Raw genomic sequence first — 22,672 nt, forward strand, 5'->3', positions numbered from 1 at the left:
TTTTCCTCGTTTTCGCCAAATGTTTGGCGAAAACGAGGAAAAAAGTGGGGTGGACCCCTCAGACCCCCCGGACGTGTTTAGGCGCAGGGGCGGGGCCGGGGCGGGGACACGGTGAGGGCGGGGCCGAAAACCGCTGAGGCGCAGTAACTTATTGAAGCACAAACGTCTCCAGGAACTTCGTGGTGAAGTTCCCCTTGCGGAAGTCCTCGTTGCGCATCAATTGCTGGTGGAACGGGATCGTGGTCTTGACCCCTTCGATGACGTACTCGCTGAGGGCGCGGGACATGGTGTCGATGGCCTCTTCGCGGGTGCGGGCGACGGCGATGATCTTGCCGATCATGGAGTCGTAGAAGGGGGGGATCACGTAGCCGGCGTAGATGTGGGAATCGACGCGGACGCCGTGGCCGCCGGGTTGGTGGAGGACCGTGATCTTCCCGGGGGAAGGGCGGAAGTCGTTGTACGGGTCTTCCGCGTTGATCCGGCACTCGATGGCGTGCATCTCGGGGATATAGTTCCGGCCGCTGATGGGGACGCCGGCGGCTATCTTGATCTGTTCCTTGATGAGGTCGTAGTTGATGACTTCCTCGGTCACGCAGTGCTCCACCTGGATACGCGTGTTCATTTCCATGAAGTAGAAGTTCCGGTGCTTGTCCACCAGGAACTCGATGGTGCCAACGCTCTCGTAGTTGATGGCGGAGGCTGCCTTGATGGCGGCTTCACCCATTTTTTCCCGGAGGTCGGGCGTCATGAAGGGCGAAGGGGATTCTTCGACCAGCTTCTGGTGACGGCGCTGGATCGAGCAATCGCGTTCGCTGAGGTGGCAAACCTTGCCATATTGGTCGCCGGCGACCTGGATTTCGATGTGCCGGGGTTCTTCCACGAACTTCTCCATGTAGATCCCGTCGTTCTTGAAGGACGCCAGGGCCTCGGCCTTGGCGGTATTGTAAGCCCTTTCGAGCTCGCTGTCTTCCCAGATCACACGCATCCCCTTACCGCCGCCGCCGGCGGTCGCCTTGATGATAACGGGGTAACCCATTTCCTTGGCCAGCGAGCGGGCCTGTTCCACGCTGTCCAGCAGGCCTTCGCTACCCGGGATAACGGGTACGCCGGCCTTGATCATGGTTTCCTTGGCGGTGATCTTGTCGCCCATCGACCGGATCATGGCGGGGGTGGGCCCGATAAACTTGATCCCGTGCTCCAGACAGATCTCGGCAAAACGGGCGTTTTCGGCCAGGAACCCGTAACCGGGGTGGACCGCGTCCGCATTGGTGATTTCGGCGGCCGCCATCAGGCGGGTGATATTCAGGTAGGAATCGGCGCTGGCGGGTTTCCCGATGCAAACGGCTTCGTCCGCAAAACGCACATGCAAGCTATCCTTATCCGCTGTGGAGTAAACGGCCACTGTCTTGATACCCATCTCCCTGCACGTCCGAATTACCCGCAACGCAATCTCTCCACGATTGGCAATCAGTACTTTTTTAAACATCTTTTGGTATTAGGGTTCGACCAGGAAAAGCGGTTGGTCGTATTCAACGGGCGAGGCGTCTTCGACCAGAACCTTGACGATCTTTCCGGAGACCTCGCTTTCGATCTCGTTAAACAGCTTCATGGCCTCGATGATGCATACCACCTTGCCCGGGTTCACCTCGTCGCCGATTTCCGCGAAAGCGGGCTTGTCGGGGGACGACCGGCGATAGAACGTGCCGATCATCGGGCTCTTGATGGTGATGAGGTTGTCTGCCTTGGGGGCAGCCGGTGCGACGACGGAAGCAACGGTAGGGGCGGTAGCCACCGGCGCCGGGGCAGCGGCCAAAACCGGGGCGGGAGCGGGGGCGGCCACCACGGTGTGTACAACGTCTTCCTTCTGCTTGATCGTTATCTTGAAGTCCTTTTGTTCTACGCTGATCTCACCAATATTGGATTTATTGATGATCTTAATGAGCTCCTGAATTTGTTTGAAATCCATGGGTTTTTTGTTTTGGGGTTTAGAAGGCCCTATACAGAGCCGCGGTGCTATTCTTTTACACGCTCGATATACTCTCCTGTCTTGGTATTGACGCGGATCAATTCCCCTTCGTCCACGAACAACGGCACCATCACCGTGGCGCCGGTCTCCACGGTCGCCGGTTTCAGCGTCCGGGTAGCCGTATCACCCTTTACCCCGGGTTCCGCATAAGTAACCCTCATGACGATTTTGTCCGGGAGCTCCACGCCCATGGGCTGTTCGGTTTCCCCGTTAATGAGGACGGCAACTTCCTGTCCGTCGCGGAGGAACTGGGGCGCGTCCACCAGTGTTTCTGTCATGACGATCTGCTCGAACGTTTCATTGTCCATGAAGTTATACCCCGAATCGTCCTTATAGAGGAATTGGAATGCCTTTTTTTCTACCCTTACCGGGAAGATGGTGTCCCCGGAGTTCCACGTATGCTCGATCGTCCGTGCGTTGTCGACACCCTTGAGCTTTGCCCACACCTTGGCTGCCGCGCGGGCCGTTTTGTTCTGACCGAACTCGACGACGGAATAGAGCCCCCCGTCAAGCTTAATAATCAAACCCGTCCTTATATCGGAAGTATTTGCCATAAATAAAGTTTACAAAAAAAGGGTATTTAGCCCGCAAATATAACAGTTCAAAACAAAAAACGGTCCTCCCCTATCCAATCCCGGCCCTTTTTTGTTAATTGCACTATGAAGAAAATCCTATACCTCCTGGCGTTGGGCCTGCTCATCGCCCAGCCGGGGAAGAGCCAGCAAAGCCAGGCCGAGGAGGCCCAGCTACCCTATATGTCCGATAAAACCCTCCCTCCCTTCAACATCATGGAGGTCGACAGCACGACCATTTTCAATACCGACAAGCTTCCGTCCGGCGAGCCCATCGTACTGATGTACTTCAGCCCCGACTGCGAGCACTGCCAGCACCAAACGGAGGAAATCCTGAAAAACATGGACTCACTCAAAGACGTCCGGTTCGTGATGTGCACGGCCCTGCCGTTCGATAAGATGCGGAATTTCTGGGCGTATTACAAGCTGGCCAACTATCCCAATATCACGATGGGCCGGGATTACGAGTTCTTTTTCTCCCGCCATTACGGTTCGCAGTATGTGCCTTACCTGGCCATATACGACCGCCACAAAAAGCTCGTCAAGATTTTTGACGGGGGCACGAAGGTCAGCACGATCATCGCGCTGACGCACGACGGCAGCGGATCGTAAGCGACTGCGCCGCGCCTAGGCCATGTTGTGAAACACCTTGGAGACGTCGTCGTCCTGTTCCAGCTTTTCGATCAGCTTGGAGACTTCCTCTGCCTGGGCGTCGGTCACCGGGACGGTGACGGTGGGTATCCATTCATTTTCCGCGCTGATGGGCGTAATACCCTTGTCTTCCAGACCTTTTTGCAACTTGCCGAAGTCGTTGAAGGCGCAGCGGAGGACCAGCACCGGTTCGTCGTTCTCGCCCGTGCTTTCCCCGAGTTCTTCCAGGCCGAAGTCGATCAGTTCCAGTTCGATGTCGTCCATGTTGATGCCTTCGGGGTGAAGGCGGAAGACACCCATTTTCTTGAATTGGAAGCTCACGCTGCCGCTGTTGCCCAGGGCGCCGCCGCCCTTGGTGAAATGGCTCCGGAGGTTGGCGACCGTACGGGTATTATTATTGGTAGCGGCTTCCACCAGGATAGCCACGCCATGCGGCGCATAGCCTTCATACAGGATTTCGTCGTAGCTCTCCGAGTCTTTCCCCATGGCGCGTTTGATCGCGGCTTCCACTCGGTCCTTGGGCATGTTGACGCTCTTGGCGTTCTGCATACAACGACGCAGGGCGGGGTTCGTGGCCGGGTCACCGCCCCCGGCCTTTACGGCGATGGCGATTTCCTTTCCGATTCGGGTAAATTGCTTGGCCATCCTGTCCCAGCGGGCAAACATGGTGGCTTTCCGGACTTCAAATATGCGACCCATAGTAATTTTCCTTTTCTAAAGTGGTGGCAAAAGTAGGAAAAGGGCCCGATGGCTACGCTAAAAAATTAGCCATCGGGCCCTTTAAAATATTGCCGCGACATCAGAGTACCGGTGACTTGGTCTTGACCTCACCGCCGGTGGCCTGTTGCAGCTTACTGTGCTTTTTACTGTATAGGAAGTAGACGAAGAACCCCAGGATCATCCAGCTAAAGGCGGCCAGGAGTGTGTTGCGGTCCAGGGCGACGATCATTCCGCCGCAGATCACGATGCCCAGGATGGGGACCAGCGGTACCAGCGGAGTGCGGAACGGCCGCTCCACTTCGGGGTTGTTCCGGCGCATGATCAACACGCCGGCGCTCACGAGCACGAAGGCGAACAGAGTCCCGAAGGAGGTCAGGTCCCCCGCTATGCTTTCCGGGAGGAAGGCGGCAAACAGACCCGCAAAGACAAACAGGATCATATTCGACTTATACGGCGTCCGGAATTTCGGGTGGAGCTCGCAGAATACCTTGGGCAGCAGCCCGTCGCCCGCCATGGTGTAGAATACGCGGGACTGCCCCAGCAGCATCACCAGGATCACGGACGAGAAACCCGCCAGGATCGCCACGGTAACCGCTGTTGCCAGCCAACCGTATCCCGTCATATAAGTATTGATGGCGTAGGCGACCGAGGCCTCTTTCCCCTGGAGCTCGAATTCTTTCCAATTCGCCACACCGGTCAATACATAGGAGAACAGGATATACAGGATCGTACACACCACGAGCGAGCCCAGGATGCCGATGGGCATGTCCTTTTTGGGGTTTTTGGCTTCCTGGGCAGCCGTCGACACCGCGTCGAAACCGATAAAGGCAAAGAACACGATACTCGCTCCCCCCAGGATACCGGGGATGCCGTGCTTGAAGAAACCTTCATGACCGGGCGTACCCTCGGGAATGACGTAGGGCGTGTGGTTGGCGGGGTTGATGAAATGCCAGCCTACAGCTATGAAAACCAATACAATGGATACTTTCAGGATGACGATGATGGCGTTCACCATGGCCGATTCCGCGGTGCCCTTGATGAGCAGCAGGCTGATGAGCAGCAGGATGATCAGGGCGGGGATGTTCATGATGCCATGGAAAGACTGGACGAGTCCGTGCAGGTCCGGCGTAAGACCGCCTAATTGCCTGTCGCTGAGCATTAAAACCCCGTTCTTTGCGCCATTGGCCAACTCGGCGGGAAATTGCCGGAGGGCGTCGCCCGAGACGATGTTGACGTGCTCCATGGGCGAATGGCACCACGCGTATGGTATTCGCCCCCCCAATAATTTATTAAGGTATTCGCTCCAGGAAATGGACACCGTGGTTGCCCCGAGTGCGTATTCCATGATCAGGGCCCAGCCGATCACCCAGGCCACCAACTCCCCGAGGGTCGTATAAGCATAAGTATAAGCGCTCCCGGCAATGGGGATCATGGCGGCAAACTCGGCATAACACAACCCAGCGAACACACAACCGACGGCTGCCACCAGGAAGGAAATCGTAACGGCCGGACCCGCGGCTTCGGCCGAAGCGGCCGCCGTCCGCACGAACAAACCGGCGCCGATGATCGCACCAACTCCCAGGGCCACCAGGTTACCCGGTCCCAGCGTACGTTTGAGCCCATGGCTATCGGACGCCTGAGCCAGCAGTTGACCCAGCGGTTTTTTGACAAACAAACTCATACTCAGATTTATTCTTGGTTTTCGATGATGATAAAGTGGGCAAAATAGCATTTTTTGCCGCTTTTTTGCGACCTATCCTGGAAAAACTGGATATTGCACGTAGAACGCCGTGGATTTTTTATGGAGCTGACGAAACAACGCAGGCCGAGCCGCTTAAGCATTTTCATTGTTGCCGCGATGGTCCTGGGTATCGCCCTGGGCACCCTGATCCACGAGACGTCGTCGGCGCACGCAACGGTGAAGTTCGCCGAAGACATCAAATTCCTGACGGTCATCTTCCTGAACCTGGTGAAGGTCATCATTGCGCCCCTGGTGTTTTCCACGCTGGTCGTGGGCATTTTCAAGCTGGGTGACGGCAAGGCAATCGGGAGGATTGGGGGCAAAACGGTGGCTTGGTTTATCGGCGCGTCGTTTGTTTCGCTGGCGCTGGGCGCACTCTTTGTCAATCTCTTCGAACCGGGTATGCACATGCACCTGGTGGCCAGGCCCGACGGCGGCGTGCCGTTGCCCAAGGCGGATATATCGTTCCAGAGTTTCGTTACGCACGCCTTCCCGTCGAGCATCGCCGATGCCATGGCGACCAATATGATCCTGCAGATCGTGGTCTTTTCCATCTTTTTCGGGATGGCCGCCGCAGCGGTCGGCGAACCGGCCATGCCGATCATACGGGGGCTCGACGCGCTGGCCAAGATCATGCTCACGATGACCGGGTATATCATGAACTTTGCGCCCCTGGCCGCATTCGGGTCGATGGCGGCCACCCTGGCGGTGCTCGGTCCGGAGGTGCTCAAAACCTTCGGGACCTTTATCCTGGAATTTTATGTGGCGCTGGTGGTCTTATGGCTGTTCCTCTTTGCGGGCGGCGCCCTGTTTATCCGGAGGCGCATTTTCCAGCTCATCCGTTTTATCCTGGACCCAGTGCTGCTGGCGTTGACCACGGCCAGCTCGGAGGCCGCTTTTCCCCAACTGGTCACCCAGCTCGAGAACTTCGGTTGTGAAGAGAAAATCGTCAGTTTCGTCCTTCCCCTGGGGTATTCTTTCAACCTGGACGGGAGCATGATCTATATGACCTTCGGGAGCCTTTTTATCGCCCAGGCGTACGGGGTTCACCTGAGCTTCGCCCACCAGATGACCATGCTGCTGTTCCTGATGCTCTCCAGCAAGGGCATGGCCGGGGTTCCCCGGGCCGCGCTGGTCGTCATCACCGCCATTACTCCCGTCTTCGGCATACCGGTGGAAGGCGTCGGCCTTATCATCGGGATCGACCAGTTGCTCGACATGGGCCGGAGCGGCACGAACGTCATCGGGAACAGCATTGCCACCGCGGTGGTTTGTAAGTGGGAAAACGCCCTCCGCCCGGCGTTCATTCCCCCGGGAACTCCGTTTAAAAGGGTTCCGGCTCCGCCAAGAGTAACAACAGATCAAGAAATATAGCTTATTTTACCGCCCTATTTAACTCATTATGCATCTTTTGCTCCTCAGCTTCGACTGGCATCAGCTCGTAAAACCGGAATTCTATATAAACCTGGGCGGTCTATGGCTCCTGTTGTTTATCGTCTTTGCCGAAACCGGTCTCTTTTTTGGTTTCTTCCTGCCGGGCGACTCCCTTCTTTTCGTGGCGGGTATCTACAATAATCTACTGGTCAGTACGATCGTAACAACCCATAGCGACGTCCTCAGCCTGATCATCCTGTGGATATTGATTTCCATCATGGGTATCCTGGGCAACCTGGTCGGGTATTGGTTCGGTCGCAAGAGCGGCCCCTTCCTATACGAACGGAAGGACACCTGGTTCTTCAAGAAAAAATACCTCCACCAGGCCCACGAGTTCTACGAAGAACACGGAGGCGCGGCCATCGTTTACGCGCGCTTTCTGCCCATCGTCCGCACCTTCGCACCGATCGTGGCGGGGGTGGTTAAAATGGAACGGAAGCATTTTTTCATCTACAACGTCATAGGCTGCGTGGCCTGGGTTTTTGCCATGCTGTTCGCCGGCCACTATCTCAATCAGTTTATCTGGAACCAGTTCCACTTCGACCTCAAGGACCACCTGGAATTGATCGTCATCGGCATCGTCGTTATCACGACCGCGCCGGTGCTGATAAAACTTTTCTCCAGGAAAACGAAAACCGTCAAATGAATAAAAGAACGGCCATTCTTTTTTCACTCCCCGTCATCGTGGGCGCCCTGGGCTATTTTGTCGACGTCTACGACCTTCTCCTGTTCAGCATCATCCGCGTACCTTCCCTGAAGTCCCTCGGGCTCACCGGCGACGACGTCGCCAGGCAGGGGCTGTTGATCCTGAACATCCAGATGATCGGTCTGCTCATCGGCGGCATCATCTGGGGCGTGCTGGGGGATAAAAAGGGCCGGCTGCGCGTCCTTTTCGCTTCGATCATACTGTATTCGCTGGGCAGCATAGCCAACGGGTTCGTACATACTTTCGCGCAATACGCCCTGGCGCGTTTTGTCACCGGGCTCGGCCTGGCCGGGGAGCTGGGGGCCGGCATCACCCTGGTGAGCGAGCTGATGCCCAGGGAAAAACGCGGCATCGCCACCTCCCTGGTCGCCGGCATCGGTCTGAGCGGCGCGGTGTTCGCCTACTTTATCCGGGTCTGGTTCGTGGGCGCGGATGGGGAAGGCTGGCGGATGTGTTATTTTATCGGTGGAGGCCTCGGCTTTTTGTTGCTGTTCCTCCGCGTGGGCGTACTCGAATCCGGGCTATATAAGAATATGGAGGGCAGCGACGTCAAAAAGGGGGCCTTCTTATCCTTATTCACCAACGGCCGTCGTTTCCGCAAGTATATCACGGCCATCCTGATCGCGCTGCCCAACTGGTTTGTGATCGGGATCCTGATTTCCTTTTCCGACAAGTTCTCTTCCCAAATGGGCGTCAAGGGGTCCGTCGACCCAGGTAAAGCCGTCATGGTGGCCTACGTCGCCATTGCGGTGGGGGACGTCCTCATAGGGTTCGTCAGTCAGTGGATGAAAAGCCGGAAAAACTCGCTTTGGTTGTTCCATGTGATTACCATGGCGGGGGTGATCTGGTTTTTCAACCTCCAGGGCGCACTACCGGCCACCGTGTATTGGGTGTGCCTCGTGCTCGGGTTCGGGACCGGTTTCTGGGCGATGTTCGTCACGATGGCGGCCGAACAATTCGGGACCAACATCCGTGCGACGGTAGCCACGACCGTGCCCAATATGGCCCGCGGATCGCTCGTGCTGGTAACGGCCTTGTTCAATGGTTTCAGGGGTCACTTTGCCGCGGGCAAAGACTACTATATGAGCGGCTGGATCACGGGGATCATCGTTTTCGCGATCGCCTCGGTCGCGCTGGTGATGACGGAGGAGACGTTTGGCAAGGACCTTGACTATATCGAACGATGAAAGTACTGATTATCCGCTTTTCTTCCATTGGCGACATCGTCCTGACGTCGCCGGTAGTCCGCTGTCTCAAGGAACAGGCGAACACGGCGGAGATCCACTACCTGACCAAACCCGCCTATAAGGCCGTCGTCGAAAGCAACCCACACATCGACCGTTGTCACTACCTCGAAGACGACTGGGACGGGATGATCGACAAGCTACAGCGGGAGCGCTTCGACTACCTGATCGACCTGCACCACAACCTCAGGACGCTGCGGGTAAAAAAGGCGCTGAAGGTGCAGAGCTGGTCGTTCCCGAAGCTGAACATCCGGAAGTGGTTCCTGACCGCGCTAAAATTAAACGTCATGCCCAAGGTCCACATCGTGGACCGGTATATGGAGACGGTGTCAAAGCTGGGCGTCACCAACGACGGCCGGGGGCTCGACTATTTTATACCGCGCGACGAGCACGTCCGGCCCGGTGACCTGCCCCTCTCCCACTCCGTCGGTTATATCGGCGTCGTCATCGGCGCCGCGCTGGGGACCAAGAAGCTGCCGCTACACAAGCTCAAGGAATTGTGCGGCTCGATCCAACACCCCCTGGTGCTTATGGGCGGCCCGGAGGACAAGGTGGACGGCGACCTGATCGCGGCCATCGATCCCATCAAGATCTACAACGCCTGCGGCAAATTCAGCCTGCACGAATCGGCCGACCTGGTCCGGGGCGCCAAGCTCATCATCAGCCACGACACCGGGCTGATGCACATCGCGGCGGCCTTCCAGAAACCCATCCTTTCGGTTTGGGGGAATACGGTGCCCGCGTTTGGAATGACGCCGTATTATGGAAGCCGTTCGAAGCAAACGTTTGGTATCTTCGAAGTAAAACCGCTCTGGTGCCGCCCCTGCAGTAAAATCGGGTATGATAAATGCCCCCTCGGCCACTTTAAATGCATGGAACGCCAGGATATCGCGGGCATCGTAAATGCTATTCATGAAAGGTAGTCACCTCCGGCACGACAAGACCTGTCTCAACTGCGGGTTCACGGTGGAAGAACGCTATTGTTCCCGCTGCGGCCAGGAAAACGCCGACCCCCGGGAATCGATCGGCCACCTGATCGGGCACTTTTTTTCCGACATCACCCACTACGATTCGAAGTTTATCACGTCGCTGAGGGACCTGCTGTTCAAACCGGGTTTTCTGACCCGCGAATACAACGCCGGCCGGCGCGCCAGCTACCTGAACCCGATCCGGATGTACGTGTTTATCTCGGCGCTCTTTTTTATCGTGCTCTTCGGCGGGAGCGAGGAAGCGCCGCCGCTGGCCCCGGAGCTCCACCCGGCGGCCGCAAACGCCTTCAGCCAGCGGATTGCCGACAGCCTGCGGGAAGCCGCGCCCGTAAACGACAGCATCCGCGCGTCCGTCTACCGGTCCCTGGCTTCGCGACTGGACACGGCCCGCAACGCCGCCGACACAGCCGAGTCCTGGGGCTTTCACCTGGGTGCGAACGACAACGAGTTTGCTACCGATATGGAGATCGTCGAGAACAGGTACCAGCGTATATCCCAGTACGACTCCATCCAGGCGGCCCGGCCCGACAGCACACGGGAAAGCGGATTCGCCCGCTGGGCGACGCACCGCATGATTCATATCCGCCAGCGCCATCCGGGCAAGGGTGTCGTGACCATACGGGAAAATATCGGACAGAATATCCCGAAACTGATGTTCGTGCTGCTGCCACTGTTCGCCTGGTTTGTAGGCTGGTTTTACAACCATCAGAGGTATATCTACACGCAGCACGTCATATTTTCGCTGCATTTCCACGCTTTCGTGTTCATCGCTTTCCTGCTTGGACTGCTCATCTTGAAGATCCCGACGGATTCGCAGTGGCTGGCGCTCATACTGCTCTGCATACCGCTCGTCCTTATTTTCACCTACCTGGCTTTCGCCCTGTCGCGGACGTACGCAGAGGTCCTTTGGCTGTCTTTTATCAAGTCGCTGGCCTTATGCCTGATGTACCTCCTGGTGCTGCTGCTGGCGCTGGTGGGAGTAGGTATCTATGATTTCATGACGGCCTAGCTCCTATTTCCCGAACTTCACGACGTCGGCGTGAAACGTCATCACGAACTTATTCGTGTCGGCCATGGCCTTCTTGTAATACGATGCGTAGAAGTCGTGGGTCATTAGATCAACCTGGTACCGGAATCCGTCGTTCTTCCTGGCGACGGCGGTAAGCCTGGAGACATATACCGTGGCAAAATCGGCGCTGGAATATTTACTCAGCGATGCGTTCCTGATCCTTTTCTCGTCGATCCATACCCCATAGGTTTCACCGTCCTTCCAGGACTCCAGTTGTTGGGCGGTTACCGGGCCGCTCATCGCGGGAGGCGGGGGCGGCATCCTTTCAAAGCCAAACGGCACTGACGCCCTTTGATCGCCGGTCATTTTGTCAAAGAGATCATGGAGCCTGAGCTTGGTGTCGTCGGGGATCTTGCCGAAAAAGGCTATCAGGCGGTTGTTGTCCTGGTGTATATAAGGCGCTATCAACCGCCGGGCCTCTTTCATCTCTTCATCCGACGCCCCGGGCCCCGGTTTCGTGGCCGCCCTGGGGACTGGCGGTTGTTGCGCCGCGCCTCTCCCGGGGAAAAGATACAGACAGCCCGCAAGGAACAAAGATGCGACGGCTGTCCTGCCCATGGCGGCGGCCAGGGAAGTTTTTTTCGTAACCATAGTGAATCTTTTTTTAGTGGTCGGAAAATTAAAGCTGCTGCTGAGGTAAACACCGGAAACACGGGCCGTATGATGCAGCATCAATTGGAGATAATTCCCTGCTCCCGGGTAGACACGGAGCACGGCTTCGTCGGCCAGGAACTCGTGGTTTAACTGGATGGACCGCTTATACCCATACAGCAGCGGATTGAACCACGCGACGGTGCGTAGCAGCTCGAGGAAAACTATGTCCAGCGAGTGCCACTGGCGGACGTGGGCCGCCTCGTGACAAAGGATGCGGTCATCCGTCGATGGGTCGTTGAAGTCTTCCCTGGATATGAAGATGTGGTTCCAGAAGCTGTAGGGAGCGGTCGCGTCGGCTGAAAAAACGACGGCGACACCCCGGTAGCTGGCGGTATCTTTCCCTTTTGTTTTCCGGTAGAACGCCAGGATATTGTTACAATATTTACCGAAAAGGAATGCGGTAACGGCGCCGTAGAGGATCCAAAGCCACACCCCATAGTCCAGGCCGCCGGCCGGCACATGAGAGGCTGGCTGGGTCACTGTCGTTACCTGGAAACCCGCCACCATGGCCAGTACAGGCGTCGTTGCCGGCGTCGGGAATTCAAAGAGGGGGGCAATAAAGGACAACACCAACGCCAGCAAAAGGTACATCCGCTTGAACCGGTTCATCTTCGCGTTTTCCAGGACAAGCTTGTAGACCGCCCATAGCACCGCGGAGCAGGCAATCGTTTTTATGATATACAAGATCATTTTCCCTGTTTTTGGATTTCGTCCTCGATGATCTTTTTCAACGCCTCGAGCTCCGCCGGCGTCATATTACCCGACTGTGTAAAGAACGAGGCGAACCGCAACGTAGAATTGTCGAAATAGTTCTCCACGATATTTTTCAGGTGCCGGGAGAAGTAGTCGTTTTTGCTGACCAGAGGGTAATACTGCCGTGAGTTCCCGAACACCTTGTACCCCACGTATCCCTTTTCCGACATGCGCTTCAGGAGCGTGGCTACCGTCGTGCTCGCTGGTTTGGGGTCCGGATACCGGTCCAGCAGGTCTTTCATGAAAACCGCGCCGCCGGACCAGATGTGCTCCATCAACTCTTCTTCCGCTTTTGAAAGGCCCATATTCTACAAACTTAGATTGTATTCTACAAATGTAGAACATGCATTGGAAAAAGTCAAGAGCCCGAGGCACTTTTTTTCGCACCCCGGGCTCGTATGTTAGCGTAGCGGCTTACTAAAGGGTCTTGAGCACGTCGTTCATGCTCCGTACCGCGTCCGCGCTTTTCGCAAAGGCGGCTTTCTCATCGGCGGTCAGGTCGAGGTCGAGGATCTTTTCCCAGCCGTTCTTGCCAAGGATCACGGGTACCCCGAGACAGATGTCCTTTTGCCCATATTCGCCTTCCAGGAGGACGGAGCAGGTAATGAGCTTCTTTTCGTCGCGGAGGATGCTTTCCACCATGGCGGCGCCGGCGGCGCCGGGTGCGTACCAGGCGGAGGTGCCTATCAGCTTGGTGAGGGTGGCGCCACCGACCATGGTGTCGGCCACGATCTGCTTTTGCTGTTCTTCCGTCAGGAATTTCGTGACGGGGAGGCTGTTCCAGGTAGCCTTGCCGATCAGCGGGATCATGGTCGTATCTCCGTGACCGCCGACGACGATGGCGTTCAGGTCGGCAGGGGAACAACCCAGGGCAAGGCTCAGATAGCAGCGGAAACGCGCGCTGTCCAGGGCGCCGCCCATGCCGATGATGCGGTTCTTGGGCAATCCCAGCGACGTGAGGGCCAGGTAGGTCATCGTGTCCATCGGGTTGGAGATGATGATCAGGATGGCGTCGGGGGAATACTTCAGGATGTTTTGCGCTACTCCTTTAACGATCCCCGCGTTGGTCCCGATCAGCTCTTCGCGGGTCATGCCCGGCTTGCGGGGCAGACCGGAGGTGATCACTACCACGGAGGAACCCGCCGTTTTGCTGTAGTCGTTGGTCGAACCGGTGATCTTGGTGTCAAAACCCAGCAGGGCGGCCGTTTGGGTCATGTCCAGGGCCTTACCTTCGGCCAGGCCTTCTTTGATGTCCAGCAATACCAGTTCTTCGCACAGCTCTGCCCGGGCGATGTTGTCGGCCACCGTGGCGCCTACCGCGCCGGCGCCCACAACCGTTACTTTAGTCGGCATAATATTGATTGATAAAAGTGAATAATCACGCTTTGCTGTCGCACCACGTCGTACCGCGGTTCGCTTTTGCGAGGCAAAGGTAGGGGAACTAGGGCAGGGTGATGGCGCCTTTCAGAAAAAAAGCGCATTCTCCCGCTATCATCACGCGGTCGCCCGTCAAGCGGCACCAAAGGTCCCCGCCCCTACGGGATAACTGTTTGGCGAACAATTCGTTCTTAGCCAACCGGGCGGACCAGAAGGGCGTTAGTTGCGTATGCGCGGAACCGGTTACAGGGTCCTCGTCTATACCCAGGTGAGGGGCGAAGAAACGCGACACGAAGTCGCAGTCTGTCCCCCTGGCCGTGACGATGACGCATTGTTGCAGCTCCTTCAAGGCGCCGAAATCGGGGCGGAGGTTTTTTATGGTTGTTTCGTCTTCCAATTCGACCAGGAGGTCGCGGTGCTCGTGGACGCCAACGATTTCACAGTTGAGGGCGCGGGTAAGTGTCTCGGGTATATCGGTTAGCGGCCTGGGCGGCCACGCGGGGAAATCGAGCGTGAGCTTTTCGCCACGGCGCACCTCCAACGGTCCGCTCAATGAATGGAAGCGGACCACGTCGCCGGCGTAGCCCAGTTCGTGGAATAACACATACGCCGAAGCCAGGGTCGCATGTCCGCAAAGGTTGACTTCGCCGCCAGGCGTGAACCAGCGGATGTGGAAGCCGGCACCTCGTGGCACGAAGTACGCCGTCTCGGACAGGTTGTTTTCCCGGGCGATGTCCAGCAAGACGCCGTCGGGTAACCACTCATCCAGCGGCACCACGGCAGCAGGGTTCCCGGAAAACGGTCTTGCTGCAAAAGCGTCTATTTGGTAGAGCGGTAAGTTCACTCCTCCATCATGCTTTTTACAACTTCGATCACCTCGTCGACGTTGGGCTTGCTGAAGTAGTCCCCGTCGCTGCCATAACCCGGGCGGTGGGCCTTTGCGGCAAGGGTGCGGGGAGCGGCGTCCAGCCAGCGGTAGGCGCCCTGTCCCTCGATGACCTCGGTGAACATATAGGCGACGGCGCCACTGGGCACGTCCTCGTCGACGAACAGGATGCGGTTCGTTTTGCGGAGCGACTTCAGGATGGTCTGCGGACGATCGAACGGTAGCAGCGTCTGGACGTCCACGATTTCGCACTGGATCCCCAGCTGTTCGAGGATGACGGCGGCCTCCTGCAGGATGCGGAGCGTGGAACCGTAAGAGACGATGGTGATGTCCGTGCCTTCGCGGATGATCTCCGGCACCCCCAGGGGTACGGTATACTCCAGCAGGTTGGACGGCAGGCGTTCCTTGAGGCGATAGCCGTTGAGGCTTTCGACCATGAGGGCGGGGTCGTTTCCTTTTAAAAGGGTATTGTACATACCCACGGCCTGAACCATGTTGCGGGGGACGCAGACATACATGCCCCTCAGGGAGCCGAGGACCATACCCATCGGCGAGCCGCTGTGCCAGACGCCCTCGAGCCGGTGTCCCCGGGTACGGACGATCAGGGGGCAGCTCTGTTGCCCCATCGTTCGATAATGCGTGGTGGCGACGTCGTCGCTCAGGGGCTCCAGCCCGTAGAGTAGGTAATCGAGGTATTGTATCTCTGCAATCGGGCGCAATCCACGCAGGGCCAGCCCCATTCCCTGACCCATGATGGTCAGCTCACGGATACCCGTATCGAAAATGCGCTCTTTGCCGTATTTCTCCTGAAGCCCGGCAAAACCCTGATTGACGTCCCCGATCTTGCCCACGTCTTCCCCAAAGGCCATGACCTTGGGGTTGTGTGCAAACAGGGTGTCGAAGTACCGGTTGAGGACCTCGAAGCCGTTGACCATCGGAGCTCCGTCGGCGAACTCCTTGGGCGTTTCGCCGACGTTCAGCGCGCTGGCCGGCCCTTCATTATAGAGATAGCTGTTATAGATGTCCCGGTTGAGGTCCTTGAGCGCCTGGTAGTACTGCTCGATCGCGGGTTCTTTTGTAAGCAGGTTGGCCGCGCTCAAGGCGTGCATGATGTCCTTGCGCAAGGGTTCCCGTTTGGACGTCAGGTCCTTTATGATCTGTTGTACCCGGGTATCCCGGTCGCCGCCTTGCCCCAGCAGGCCGTTCAACAGGAATACGGCATGCGTGAGCTGTTCCTGGATGGGCGCGCAATAGGCTTCCCAGGCGCGGTCCTTGCTGGTCCGGACGGAAATCTTGGCGGCCGCTTCCAGTTCCTCCAGCTCCGACTCCGAAGCCAGGGCATTTTGGAACAGCCACTCCCGCATCTTCGGAAGGCAATCCCATTCCCGTTCCCATTCCAGGCGCTCCTGTGACTTGTAGCGTTCGTGACTGCCGGACGTCGAGTGCCCCTGTGGCTGGGTCACCTCTTCGACGTGAAAAACCGCCGGTATATGTGTCTCCCGGGTCTTGCGGATGCCCTTTTCGAAGACCTCGCACATCCCTGCATAGTCCCAGGCCCGGACGCGGTATATATCGATGCCGTTGGTTCCTTCCTTTTGCTGGAAGCCTTTGAGGGCTTCGGAGATGGATCCCTTTACGGTCTGGTATTTCCGGGGTACCGAGATACCGTACCCGTCGTCCCATACGAAGACGGCCAGCGGTACCTGTAAGACGCCGGCGGCGTTCATCGTTTCCCAAAAGTGTCCTTCGCTCGTAGCCGCATCCCCGATCGTGCAAAAGCACACCTCATTCCCGTTATGGGACAGGTCGGTGAATGGTTTTAACGCCGGGGAATTACGGAAAAGCGACGACGCAAAAGCCAGACCCAGCGCCCGCGGCATCTGGCCCGCCGTGGGGGCGATGTCGGAGGTGACGTTCTTCGTGTCCGCCAGGGGCATCCACGTCCCGTCGGGGTTCACGAAGGGGGTGGCGAAGTGGGCGTTCATCTGGCGGCCTCCGCTAAAAGGCTCGTGCTCGACGTCGGGGTTCGAATATAGCTGCGCAAAAAACTGCTCTATAGAGGACAAACCGGAGGCAAACATCCAGGTCTGGTCCCGGTAGTAACCCGCCCGGAAATCTCCCGGCCGGAAAAACTTGGCCATTGCGACCTGGGCGATCTCCTTCCCATCCCCGAAAATGCCGAATTTGGCCTTCCCGGTCAATACCTCCCGGCGCCCTAACAGGCTGGCTTCCCTGCTTTCGCAGGCGATCCTGTAGTCCTTCAGGACTTCCTCGCGGAAGCGGTCAAAGGAAAGCTTTTCTCCAGCAATCGTATCCTGATAGATTTGGTTCTCCATTAAACAAAAATACCTTTTTTGTATATTCGTAGAGCCGGGGCAGACGCCCCCGCCCAAAATTCAATCCGTATGCTAAGACCATGCCTCCTGTTTTCACTACTCCTGGCGGCTCAATTTGTCCACGCGCAGAGCCAGCTCGAACCCACTGAAACCACACACGACTTTGGACTGATTCCCCAGGGGAAACCGGTCACTTATACTTTTGTGTTGTATAACCACGGCAAGGATACCCTCCGGCTCGCCCACGTCGAGGCTTCCTGCGGCTGCACCACCCCCCGCTGGAGCGATAAACCCGTCCTCCCGGGCGACAGCACGGCCATTCCGGTGACCTATAATGCTGCCGGCGAAGGGACCTTCAACAAGTACGTAAGCCTCTTCTACGCCAGTAACTTACACCAGCAAATCTATATTAAAGGCGAAGTATGGAAAACCCCGGATACTTCTGTACCTTTGAATACAGGAATCCAATTAGTCAGACAATAAAAAAATCTATCTCCAAATGAAGCATCTGTTTCTTGCCGTATTTACCCTACTGGCTATTTATACCACGGCCCAAACCAAGAAGGCCAGCGACGTCGCAAAATTCGCCAGCTCGACCATCGACCTCGGCAAGGTAAAGGTCGGCTCCCCCGTAACCGGCACCTTTACCGTAACCAATGTCGGCTCCACCCCGCTGATCATCGAGAACGTACAACCCTCTTGCGGTTGCACCAAGTCCGACTATACCAAGGCCCCCATCGCCCCCGGCAAGGATGGCACCATCACCGCCACCTACAATGCCGCCGTCGTGGGTAACTTCAACAAGACCGTTTACGTGAAATTCGCCGGCATCAACGAGCAGGTGGGTTTGAATATCGTGGGTACCGTTTTCAACGACGCGGCGCCCGCAACCACACCGGTTAAGACCGGGTCCAAATAATTGCTCCTTTGTGGAATGGGAAGCCGCCCTTTACGGGCGGCTTTTTTTTGCCCCCTTATCTACGGCGCGCCCGTGTTTTGCGGCGCGCCCCCTCGGCGGGGCGCCGTTTTTTCGTAGGTTTGCGCCATGTTACAAATCAGCCATCGCGGGCAGCTCATGCCCCCTTCACCGATCCGGAAGCTGGTGCCCTATGCCGAGGCCGCCAAGCAAAAAGGCGTCAAAGTTTTCCACCTCAACATCGGTCAACCCGATATCGAAACCCCGGCGCCTGTCCTGGACGCCGTCCGCCACTTCGACTTCAAGGTATTGGAATATAGCCATAGCGCGGGTAACGAAAGCTACCGCCGCAAGCTCGTAGAATACTACGGCCGGGTCGGCGTAAACGTCACGTACAACCAGATCATCGTCACCACCGGCGGGTCCGAGGCCATCCTCTTTGCGATGATGACCTGCCTCGACGCGGGTGACGAGATCATCATACCCGAGCCCTTTTACGCCAATTACAACGGCTTCGCCGTGGAGGCCGGCGTAAAGGTCGTTCCCCTGACCGCAGACATCCGGAACGGTTTCGCCCTCCCGCCCGCCGAGGCGTTCGAGGCCGCCATCACGCCCCGGACCAAGGCGATCATGCTGTGCAACCCCAACAACCCTACCGGCTACCTGTATCCCCTTACCGAGCTCGAGACGTTACGCGACATCGCCGTGCGTCATGGTCTGTATCTTTTTTCGGACGAGGCCTACCGTGAGTTCTGTTACGACGGCGAGCACACCAGCGCCATGCATTTAAAAGGCGCGGACGATCACGTGATCCTCATGGACACCATCTCCAAACGCTACAGCGCCTGCGGCGGCCGGATCGGCGCCCTCGTCACGCGCAACAAGGCCGTACTCGACGCCGTTATGAAGTTCGCCCAAGCCCGCCTGAGCCCGCCGAGTTTCGCCCAGATCGCCGGCGAAGCCGCCGTCGACCTCCCCGAAAACTATTTCGATACCACCCGCGCGGAGTACCAGTCCCGCCGCGACCTCCTCGTCAAGCGGCTGAACGGCATGTCCGGCGTCTACTGCCCCAACCCCGGCGGCGCCTTCTATGCCATGGCCTCCCTTCCCGTCGATAATGCCGACACTTTCTGCCAATGGCTCCTGGAGTCCTTCTCCCATGAAGGCCAAACGGTCATGCTGGCACCCGCCTCCGGATTCTATGGGACGCCCGGGCTGGGACGCCAGGAAGTACGGTTGGCTTATGTCCTTAATAAAGGGGATTTGGCACGGGCTATGGATTGCCTGGAGAAGGCGCTACAGGTTTACCCCGGGAAGATATAAGTGCCGCACCCGCATCGCCGCTGCTTGCGGTATCGCTGGTGATTCACATTATATTTATAACTATATATTATTTTTTACTTGCAAATCCATTTTTTTCGTATTTTAGCATAGAAATCAATAAATGATTAAAAAAATAAATACGAAATCTGTTAGAAATTAGAATTTGGTAACACGGTTCCTCAGGACGCCTTACAAGAAGCTGTGATATTTGCATCGAACCGCTCTGAAGCCCAAAAATGGTGACGGAGACCATAAAAAATAGAGCATTTCCTTTTCACATAGCAAGCAATCGTTTACGGTCCCCCTGTTCCCAGGGGGACCCTGTTTTTTGGCCGAGGCTTGGGCTCATAGAACTTAAGCCTCGGCCAAATATCATCATATGCGTCGCAGCAACGGGGGCAAGCCCCCGTTGCAATCCCCCTTGGCGGACTAAGGCGCCCCCTCTGTACTCCCCCGTAGCCTCACGGCCCCGCGGCCCCGCGGCTCCGCGGTGCGCAACAAAAACTTCGAAAGGCGCGCTGGGCGAATCGCGTCAATCCCTATCTTTGCAATCCCATTTTTGGCGAGATAGCTCAGATGGTTAGAGCGTCGGATTCATAACCCGGAGGTCTCGGGTTCAACTCCCGATCTCGCTACATCCGGTAATTTTACCCAAATTTTGATAGGGCTGTTCTGCAAAGAGCAGCCCTTTTTCTTTAATAATCAATTCATTATGAGCTAATGCCGGATGAAGGAAGGGTGTTCTAAATGCATCCCCTACGTATGTGAGACCACCTTTGAACACCTCTCGCAGAATACTATGTTTTTGGAAAACGGTTGCCCTCTTAAAAATCGCCTTCAAATCCAATAGTGCCGGAATCAGGCGCACTGCCCTACTTAAGTTCTCATCATCCGGTTTATTCAATTCTATTATCTCAGCCTCAAGGATCGATTTTCGGACGCTGAACTTTTTAAACCACTTTTTATAGGTGGCGTTCTCAATCTCGTCATTCACCATCTTTTCCTCCAATCCATCAATTTTCGCCTCAATGGCACTTAGTTCCTCCACCCTGCTTTTGGCCAGATTTTTTTTGCTCCCCAAAAAATCGGCTATTTTTTCCTTGACATGCCCAACCAGGTAGTCAATCTGCCGTTGACTAAAACTGAGCAAGTCCAGGATCTGTTCGAATTTATCGTGGAGTTTCTCCCCGGGAATATTGATATTACTACATTGGGTACATCGGTAATACAGATAATACTTATTCTTTCCCTTGCTGTACCCGGCAGTCATACTTGCCCCGCAGGAATGCCGTAAAATCCCTCTTAAGGGTACATCGTCCTTGGGAAGACTTTTTAACGCCGGTTTATTGCCTAATATTTCCTGGCACCGCCAAAAATCGACCGCAGTAACAATAGGCGTATGAATTCCTTTTACATAGCGTTCCGGGCCTGAAATACTTTCAGGCACTTTTACCAGCCCGGCATAAATACAATTCTCCAATAGTCTCCTGATCGCACTTTTGCTTATACCGGGATAACCCAAAGATTTTACATTCTTATGAATTTGGGTAATCGGCTGTCCCAAAAGAAAATCGAAAAAAACCTTCCTTATAATTGCCGCCTCTTCTTCGTTAACTAGAATTACGCCTTTCCGTCCTTCCGCTTTTTGATTGTAATATCCGTAAGGCGCTCTGTTGACAAACCGTCCGCCTTCTAAGGCTGTTCTAATCCCCCTCGACGTTCTTTGTCGGATTCTCAATAGCTCATTATTTGCCATCAAATATTTGAAAGCTCGATTTAAAAATACATCCGGATCGTTAGTGTCCAGATCAGGAGATTCATTTGTAGCTACTACCTTAATCTTGAATTTATTCTCTAGAGACTTTATTTCATCAGCGCCTCCGGAAGATTTCGACTGAACCTGTCATGATCCATAACGATCAAATAATTCACCCCTCCTTTATGCTTCTTGATAAAATTTTCCAGCGCGATATAGTTCGGGCGATCAAAATTATAGCTGCTTTGGCCATTGTCCTTAAAAACAGCCAACAGCTCAATATTATTCCGCTTGCAATATTCATTGATGCTGGATTCCTGATACTCTAAAGAATACCTTGATTGATCCCGCATACTTAGCCGGAGGTAGCCGATCGCATTCATGAAATTTCTTTTACTATAATTTCAGCAATTATTGAAGCAAGTAAGTCCAATAACCTTTGCTCCTCCTCACTCATCTCTTCTTCACCGGTCTTTGAACATATCATAAATTTACCAATATATCTCGCAAAAAACTCCTTTCAATCGCTGTTTATCTTTATCACATTCTTGCGCAATATCTTCCCAAATAATTCCGGGAATAATAAATTCCAAGGCACTTCTAGCATCCCTTCTGTCTTGAAAACCCGGGAAAGCCACCTTATACTTTCAGGGATTTGCAGCCTACAAATATGGCAAAGGGTTTGGAACTTTTTGGTAAGGCTAACCGTTACCCTAACTGAAATATCTCGACCCAAATACTCCGGCGGCTGTAATTCGAAATGATTCTTTTTACCAACCATTTACTTAGGCGTATTTAGCGTAAGTCACATTTCGTGATAACTTCTATTTTTATCAAATAGCAGATTAGAGGAAAATGAAAAAGTGAAGAATGCTGACAGTTAGTAAAAAGATTGATGTCAATTGGACATTTGAACTCTCCCCGACTCCCCGAGCATATAACCGTGGCCCCCCTCCCATATATTTCATTGAATCACTATTGACAAATAAGTAAAATAAAATTTTATGGCAGACTTCAAAAGAAGAACCCTGAAACTGAGTACAGGGAAACAAATCAAATTGTTCGGCAATAGCATTGCAATCGGAAAATCGCTTGCTATAGGCGAAGGCTATGCCCCCAACATTTTCTCCTGCATAGAACAGGAGGCCGAAGACAAACCAACCGTAGAAAAGGCCAAAGAAGCACAAGAAAACAAACAGGACAAAACAAACGCGGAAAAGAAAAAAGGCCCAACGGTTTCAAATCCTCATCATCTCACTGAGGCAGAAATAGTCGAACTGGCGGATTATAATATCCGTCTTTGGATGGATTTAAAGGACAATATTCGAGAGTATGGAGTGACCAGTCCTAAAATTTTCAACCTGGATTCTTTGCTTTAAAAGGAAGAAAACTCGGGGTGAAATATCGCTTAAAATTAAACAGGGGTGTACCAGAGTTTACAGGATCATCCCCTGTTTTCTTCAGATTTCCAATCCACAAGCGAATCAAAACGAAATCGCCATTTTGTGGACTGCAGATA

Annotated in this window: 22 protein-coding genes and 1 tRNA gene; 11 read left to right on the plus strand and 12 right to left on the minus strand. The window is 55.2% G+C overall.

The window, feature by feature from the left end; translation table 11 throughout:
* Nucleotides 1–148: 148 nt before the first annotated feature.
* From accC to efp, 3 genes are read right to left on the minus strand one after another with little or no spacing between them, the layout of a single operon-like run.
* Nucleotides 149–1,486 carry an acetyl-CoA carboxylase biotin carboxylase subunit gene (gene accC, locus VL547_RS04835; protein ID WP_325575784.1) on the minus strand — a complete coding sequence of 446 codons (1,338 nt, stop codon included), beginning with the start codon at nucleotides 1,484–1,486 and terminating at the stop codon, nucleotides 149–151.
* Nucleotides 1,487–1,495: 9 nt separating this feature from the next.
* On the minus strand, nucleotides 1,496–1,966 hold the full coding sequence (gene accB, locus VL547_RS04840; RefSeq protein WP_325575786.1) for an acetyl-CoA carboxylase biotin carboxyl carrier protein: 471 nt from the start codon (nucleotides 1,964–1,966) through the stop codon (nucleotides 1,496–1,498).
* Nucleotides 1,967–2,013: 47 nt separating this feature from the next.
* A complete protein-coding gene (gene efp, locus VL547_RS04845) occupies nucleotides 2,014–2,580 on the minus strand; it encodes an elongation factor P (RefSeq protein ID WP_325575788.1) in 567 nt (188 codons plus the stop codon).
* Nucleotides 2,581–2,685: 105 nt separating this feature from the next.
* Here efp and VL547_RS04850 point away from each other — a divergent pair, with 105 nt between their 5' ends.
* Nucleotides 2,686–3,210, plus strand: coding sequence for a TlpA family protein disulfide reductase (locus VL547_RS04850; RefSeq protein WP_325575789.1), 525 nt, complete (start codon nucleotides 2,686–2,688; stop codon nucleotides 3,208–3,210).
* A 15-nt stretch (nucleotides 3,211–3,225) separates the two neighbouring features.
* Here the strand turns inward: VL547_RS04850 and VL547_RS04855 are convergent, their stop codons facing one another.
* On the minus strand, nucleotides 3,226–3,948 hold the full coding sequence (locus VL547_RS04855; protein ID WP_325575793.1) for a YebC/PmpR family DNA-binding transcriptional regulator: 723 nt from the start codon (nucleotides 3,946–3,948) through the stop codon (nucleotides 3,226–3,228).
* 100 nt (nucleotides 3,949–4,048) lie between these two features.
* A complete protein-coding gene (locus VL547_RS04860) occupies nucleotides 4,049–5,650 on the minus strand; it encodes an amino acid permease (protein ID WP_325575795.1) in 1,602 nt (533 codons plus the stop codon).
* 120 nt (nucleotides 5,651–5,770) lie between these two features.
* Between VL547_RS04860 and VL547_RS04865 the strand changes: the two genes are divergently transcribed.
* From VL547_RS04865 to VL547_RS04885, 5 genes are read left to right on the plus strand one after another with little or no spacing between them, the layout of a single operon-like run.
* Nucleotides 5,771–7,084, plus strand: a complete 1,314-nt coding sequence (locus VL547_RS04865; protein WP_325575798.1) for a dicarboxylate/amino acid:cation symporter — start codon at nucleotides 5,771–5,773, stop codon at nucleotides 7,082–7,084.
* A 28-nt stretch (nucleotides 7,085–7,112) separates the two neighbouring features.
* A complete protein-coding gene (locus VL547_RS04870; protein WP_325575800.1) occupies nucleotides 7,113–7,790 on the plus strand; it encodes a DedA family protein in 678 nt (225 codons plus the stop codon).
* Complete coding sequence (locus VL547_RS04875) at nucleotides 7,787–9,037, plus strand: MFS transporter (protein WP_325575802.1); 1,251 nt, start codon at nucleotides 7,787–7,789, stop codon at nucleotides 9,035–9,037. Before VL547_RS04870 ends, VL547_RS04875 begins: the two co-directional genes overlap by 4 nt.
* Nucleotides 9,034–10,017: a glycosyltransferase family 9 protein gene (locus tag VL547_RS04880; protein WP_325575804.1), complete on the plus strand. Its 984-nt coding sequence runs from the start codon at nucleotides 9,034–9,036 to the stop codon at nucleotides 10,015–10,017. The genes VL547_RS04875 and VL547_RS04880 overlap by 4 nt, the downstream gene beginning before the upstream one ends.
* Nucleotides 10,007–11,092, plus strand: a complete 1,086-nt coding sequence (locus VL547_RS04885) for a DUF3667 domain-containing protein (RefSeq protein WP_325575806.1) — start codon at nucleotides 10,007–10,009, stop codon at nucleotides 11,090–11,092. The genes VL547_RS04880 and VL547_RS04885 overlap by 11 nt, the downstream gene beginning before the upstream one ends.
* A 3-nt stretch (nucleotides 11,093–11,095) precedes the next feature.
* Here the strand turns inward: VL547_RS04885 and VL547_RS04890 are convergent, their stop codons facing one another.
* The 5 genes from VL547_RS04890 to VL547_RS04910 form a co-directional block, all read right to left on the minus strand.
* On the minus strand, nucleotides 11,096–12,496 hold the full coding sequence (locus VL547_RS04890) for a M56 family metallopeptidase (protein WP_325575808.1): 1,401 nt from the start codon (nucleotides 12,494–12,496) through the stop codon (nucleotides 11,096–11,098).
* Nucleotides 12,493–12,864: a BlaI/MecI/CopY family transcriptional regulator gene (locus VL547_RS04895; protein ID WP_325575810.1), complete on the minus strand. Its 372-nt coding sequence runs from the start codon at nucleotides 12,862–12,864 to the stop codon at nucleotides 12,493–12,495. The genes VL547_RS04890 and VL547_RS04895 overlap by 4 nt, the downstream gene beginning before the upstream one ends.
* Nucleotides 12,865–12,976: 112 nt before the next feature.
* Nucleotides 12,977–13,912, minus strand: coding sequence for a malate dehydrogenase (gene mdh, locus VL547_RS04900; protein WP_325575812.1), 936 nt, complete (start codon nucleotides 13,910–13,912; stop codon nucleotides 12,977–12,979).
* Nucleotides 13,913–14,000: 88 nt separating this feature from the next.
* Entirely contained in the window at nucleotides 14,001–14,780 is a 780-nt protein-coding gene (locus VL547_RS04905) for a PhzF family phenazine biosynthesis protein (protein ID WP_325575814.1), read from the minus strand.
* Nucleotides 14,777–17,158 carry an alpha-ketoacid dehydrogenase subunit alpha/beta gene (locus VL547_RS04910; protein ID WP_325575816.1) on the minus strand — a complete coding sequence of 794 codons (2,382 nt, stop codon included), beginning with the start codon at nucleotides 17,156–17,158 and terminating at the stop codon, nucleotides 14,777–14,779. The genes VL547_RS04905 and VL547_RS04910 overlap by 4 nt, the downstream gene beginning before the upstream one ends.
* 69 nt (nucleotides 17,159–17,227) lie before the next feature.
* On the opposite strand from VL547_RS04910, the gene VL547_RS04915 reads away from it, so the two are divergent.
* From VL547_RS04915 to VL547_RS04930, 4 genes are all read left to right on the plus strand, one after another.
* Nucleotides 17,228–17,641, plus strand: a complete 414-nt coding sequence (locus VL547_RS04915) for a DUF1573 domain-containing protein (RefSeq protein ID WP_325575818.1) — start codon at nucleotides 17,228–17,230, stop codon at nucleotides 17,639–17,641.
* Nucleotides 17,642–17,657: 16 nt separating this feature from the next.
* Nucleotides 17,658–18,077, plus strand: coding sequence for a DUF1573 domain-containing protein (locus tag VL547_RS04920; RefSeq protein ID WP_325575820.1), 420 nt, complete (start codon nucleotides 17,658–17,660; stop codon nucleotides 18,075–18,077).
* Between the two features lie 126 nt (nucleotides 18,078–18,203).
* Complete coding sequence (locus tag VL547_RS04925; RefSeq protein ID WP_325575822.1) at nucleotides 18,204–19,397, plus strand: pyridoxal phosphate-dependent aminotransferase; 1,194 nt, start codon at nucleotides 18,204–18,206, stop codon at nucleotides 19,395–19,397.
* A 561-nt stretch (nucleotides 19,398–19,958) separates the two neighbouring features.
* Nucleotides 19,959–20,032, plus strand: a tRNA-Met gene (locus tag VL547_RS04930).
* Here the strand turns inward: VL547_RS04930 and VL547_RS04935 are convergent.
* Nucleotides 20,014–21,153, minus strand: coding sequence for a recombinase family protein (locus VL547_RS04935; RefSeq protein ID WP_325575824.1), 1,140 nt, complete (start codon nucleotides 21,151–21,153; stop codon nucleotides 20,014–20,016). The genes VL547_RS04930 and VL547_RS04935 overlap by 19 nt on opposite strands.
* Before the next feature lie 107 nt (nucleotides 21,154–21,260).
* Nucleotides 21,261–21,536 (minus strand): recombinase family protein, encoded by a 276-nt coding sequence (locus tag VL547_RS04940; protein ID WP_325575826.1) that lies wholly within the window; start codon nucleotides 21,534–21,536, stop codon nucleotides 21,261–21,263.
* Nucleotides 21,537–22,157: 621 nt separating this feature from the next.
* Between VL547_RS04940 and VL547_RS04945 the strand changes: the two genes are divergently transcribed.
* Nucleotides 22,158–22,532: a hypothetical protein gene (locus tag VL547_RS04945; protein WP_325575828.1), complete on the plus strand. Its 375-nt coding sequence runs from the start codon at nucleotides 22,158–22,160 to the stop codon at nucleotides 22,530–22,532.
* Nucleotides 22,533–22,672: the final 140 nt, after the last annotated feature.

This window comes from Dinghuibacter sp. (assembly GCF_035492835.1).
In the GTDB taxonomy this organism is placed as follows: domain Bacteria; phylum Bacteroidota; class Bacteroidia; order Chitinophagales; family Chitinophagaceae; genus Dinghuibacter.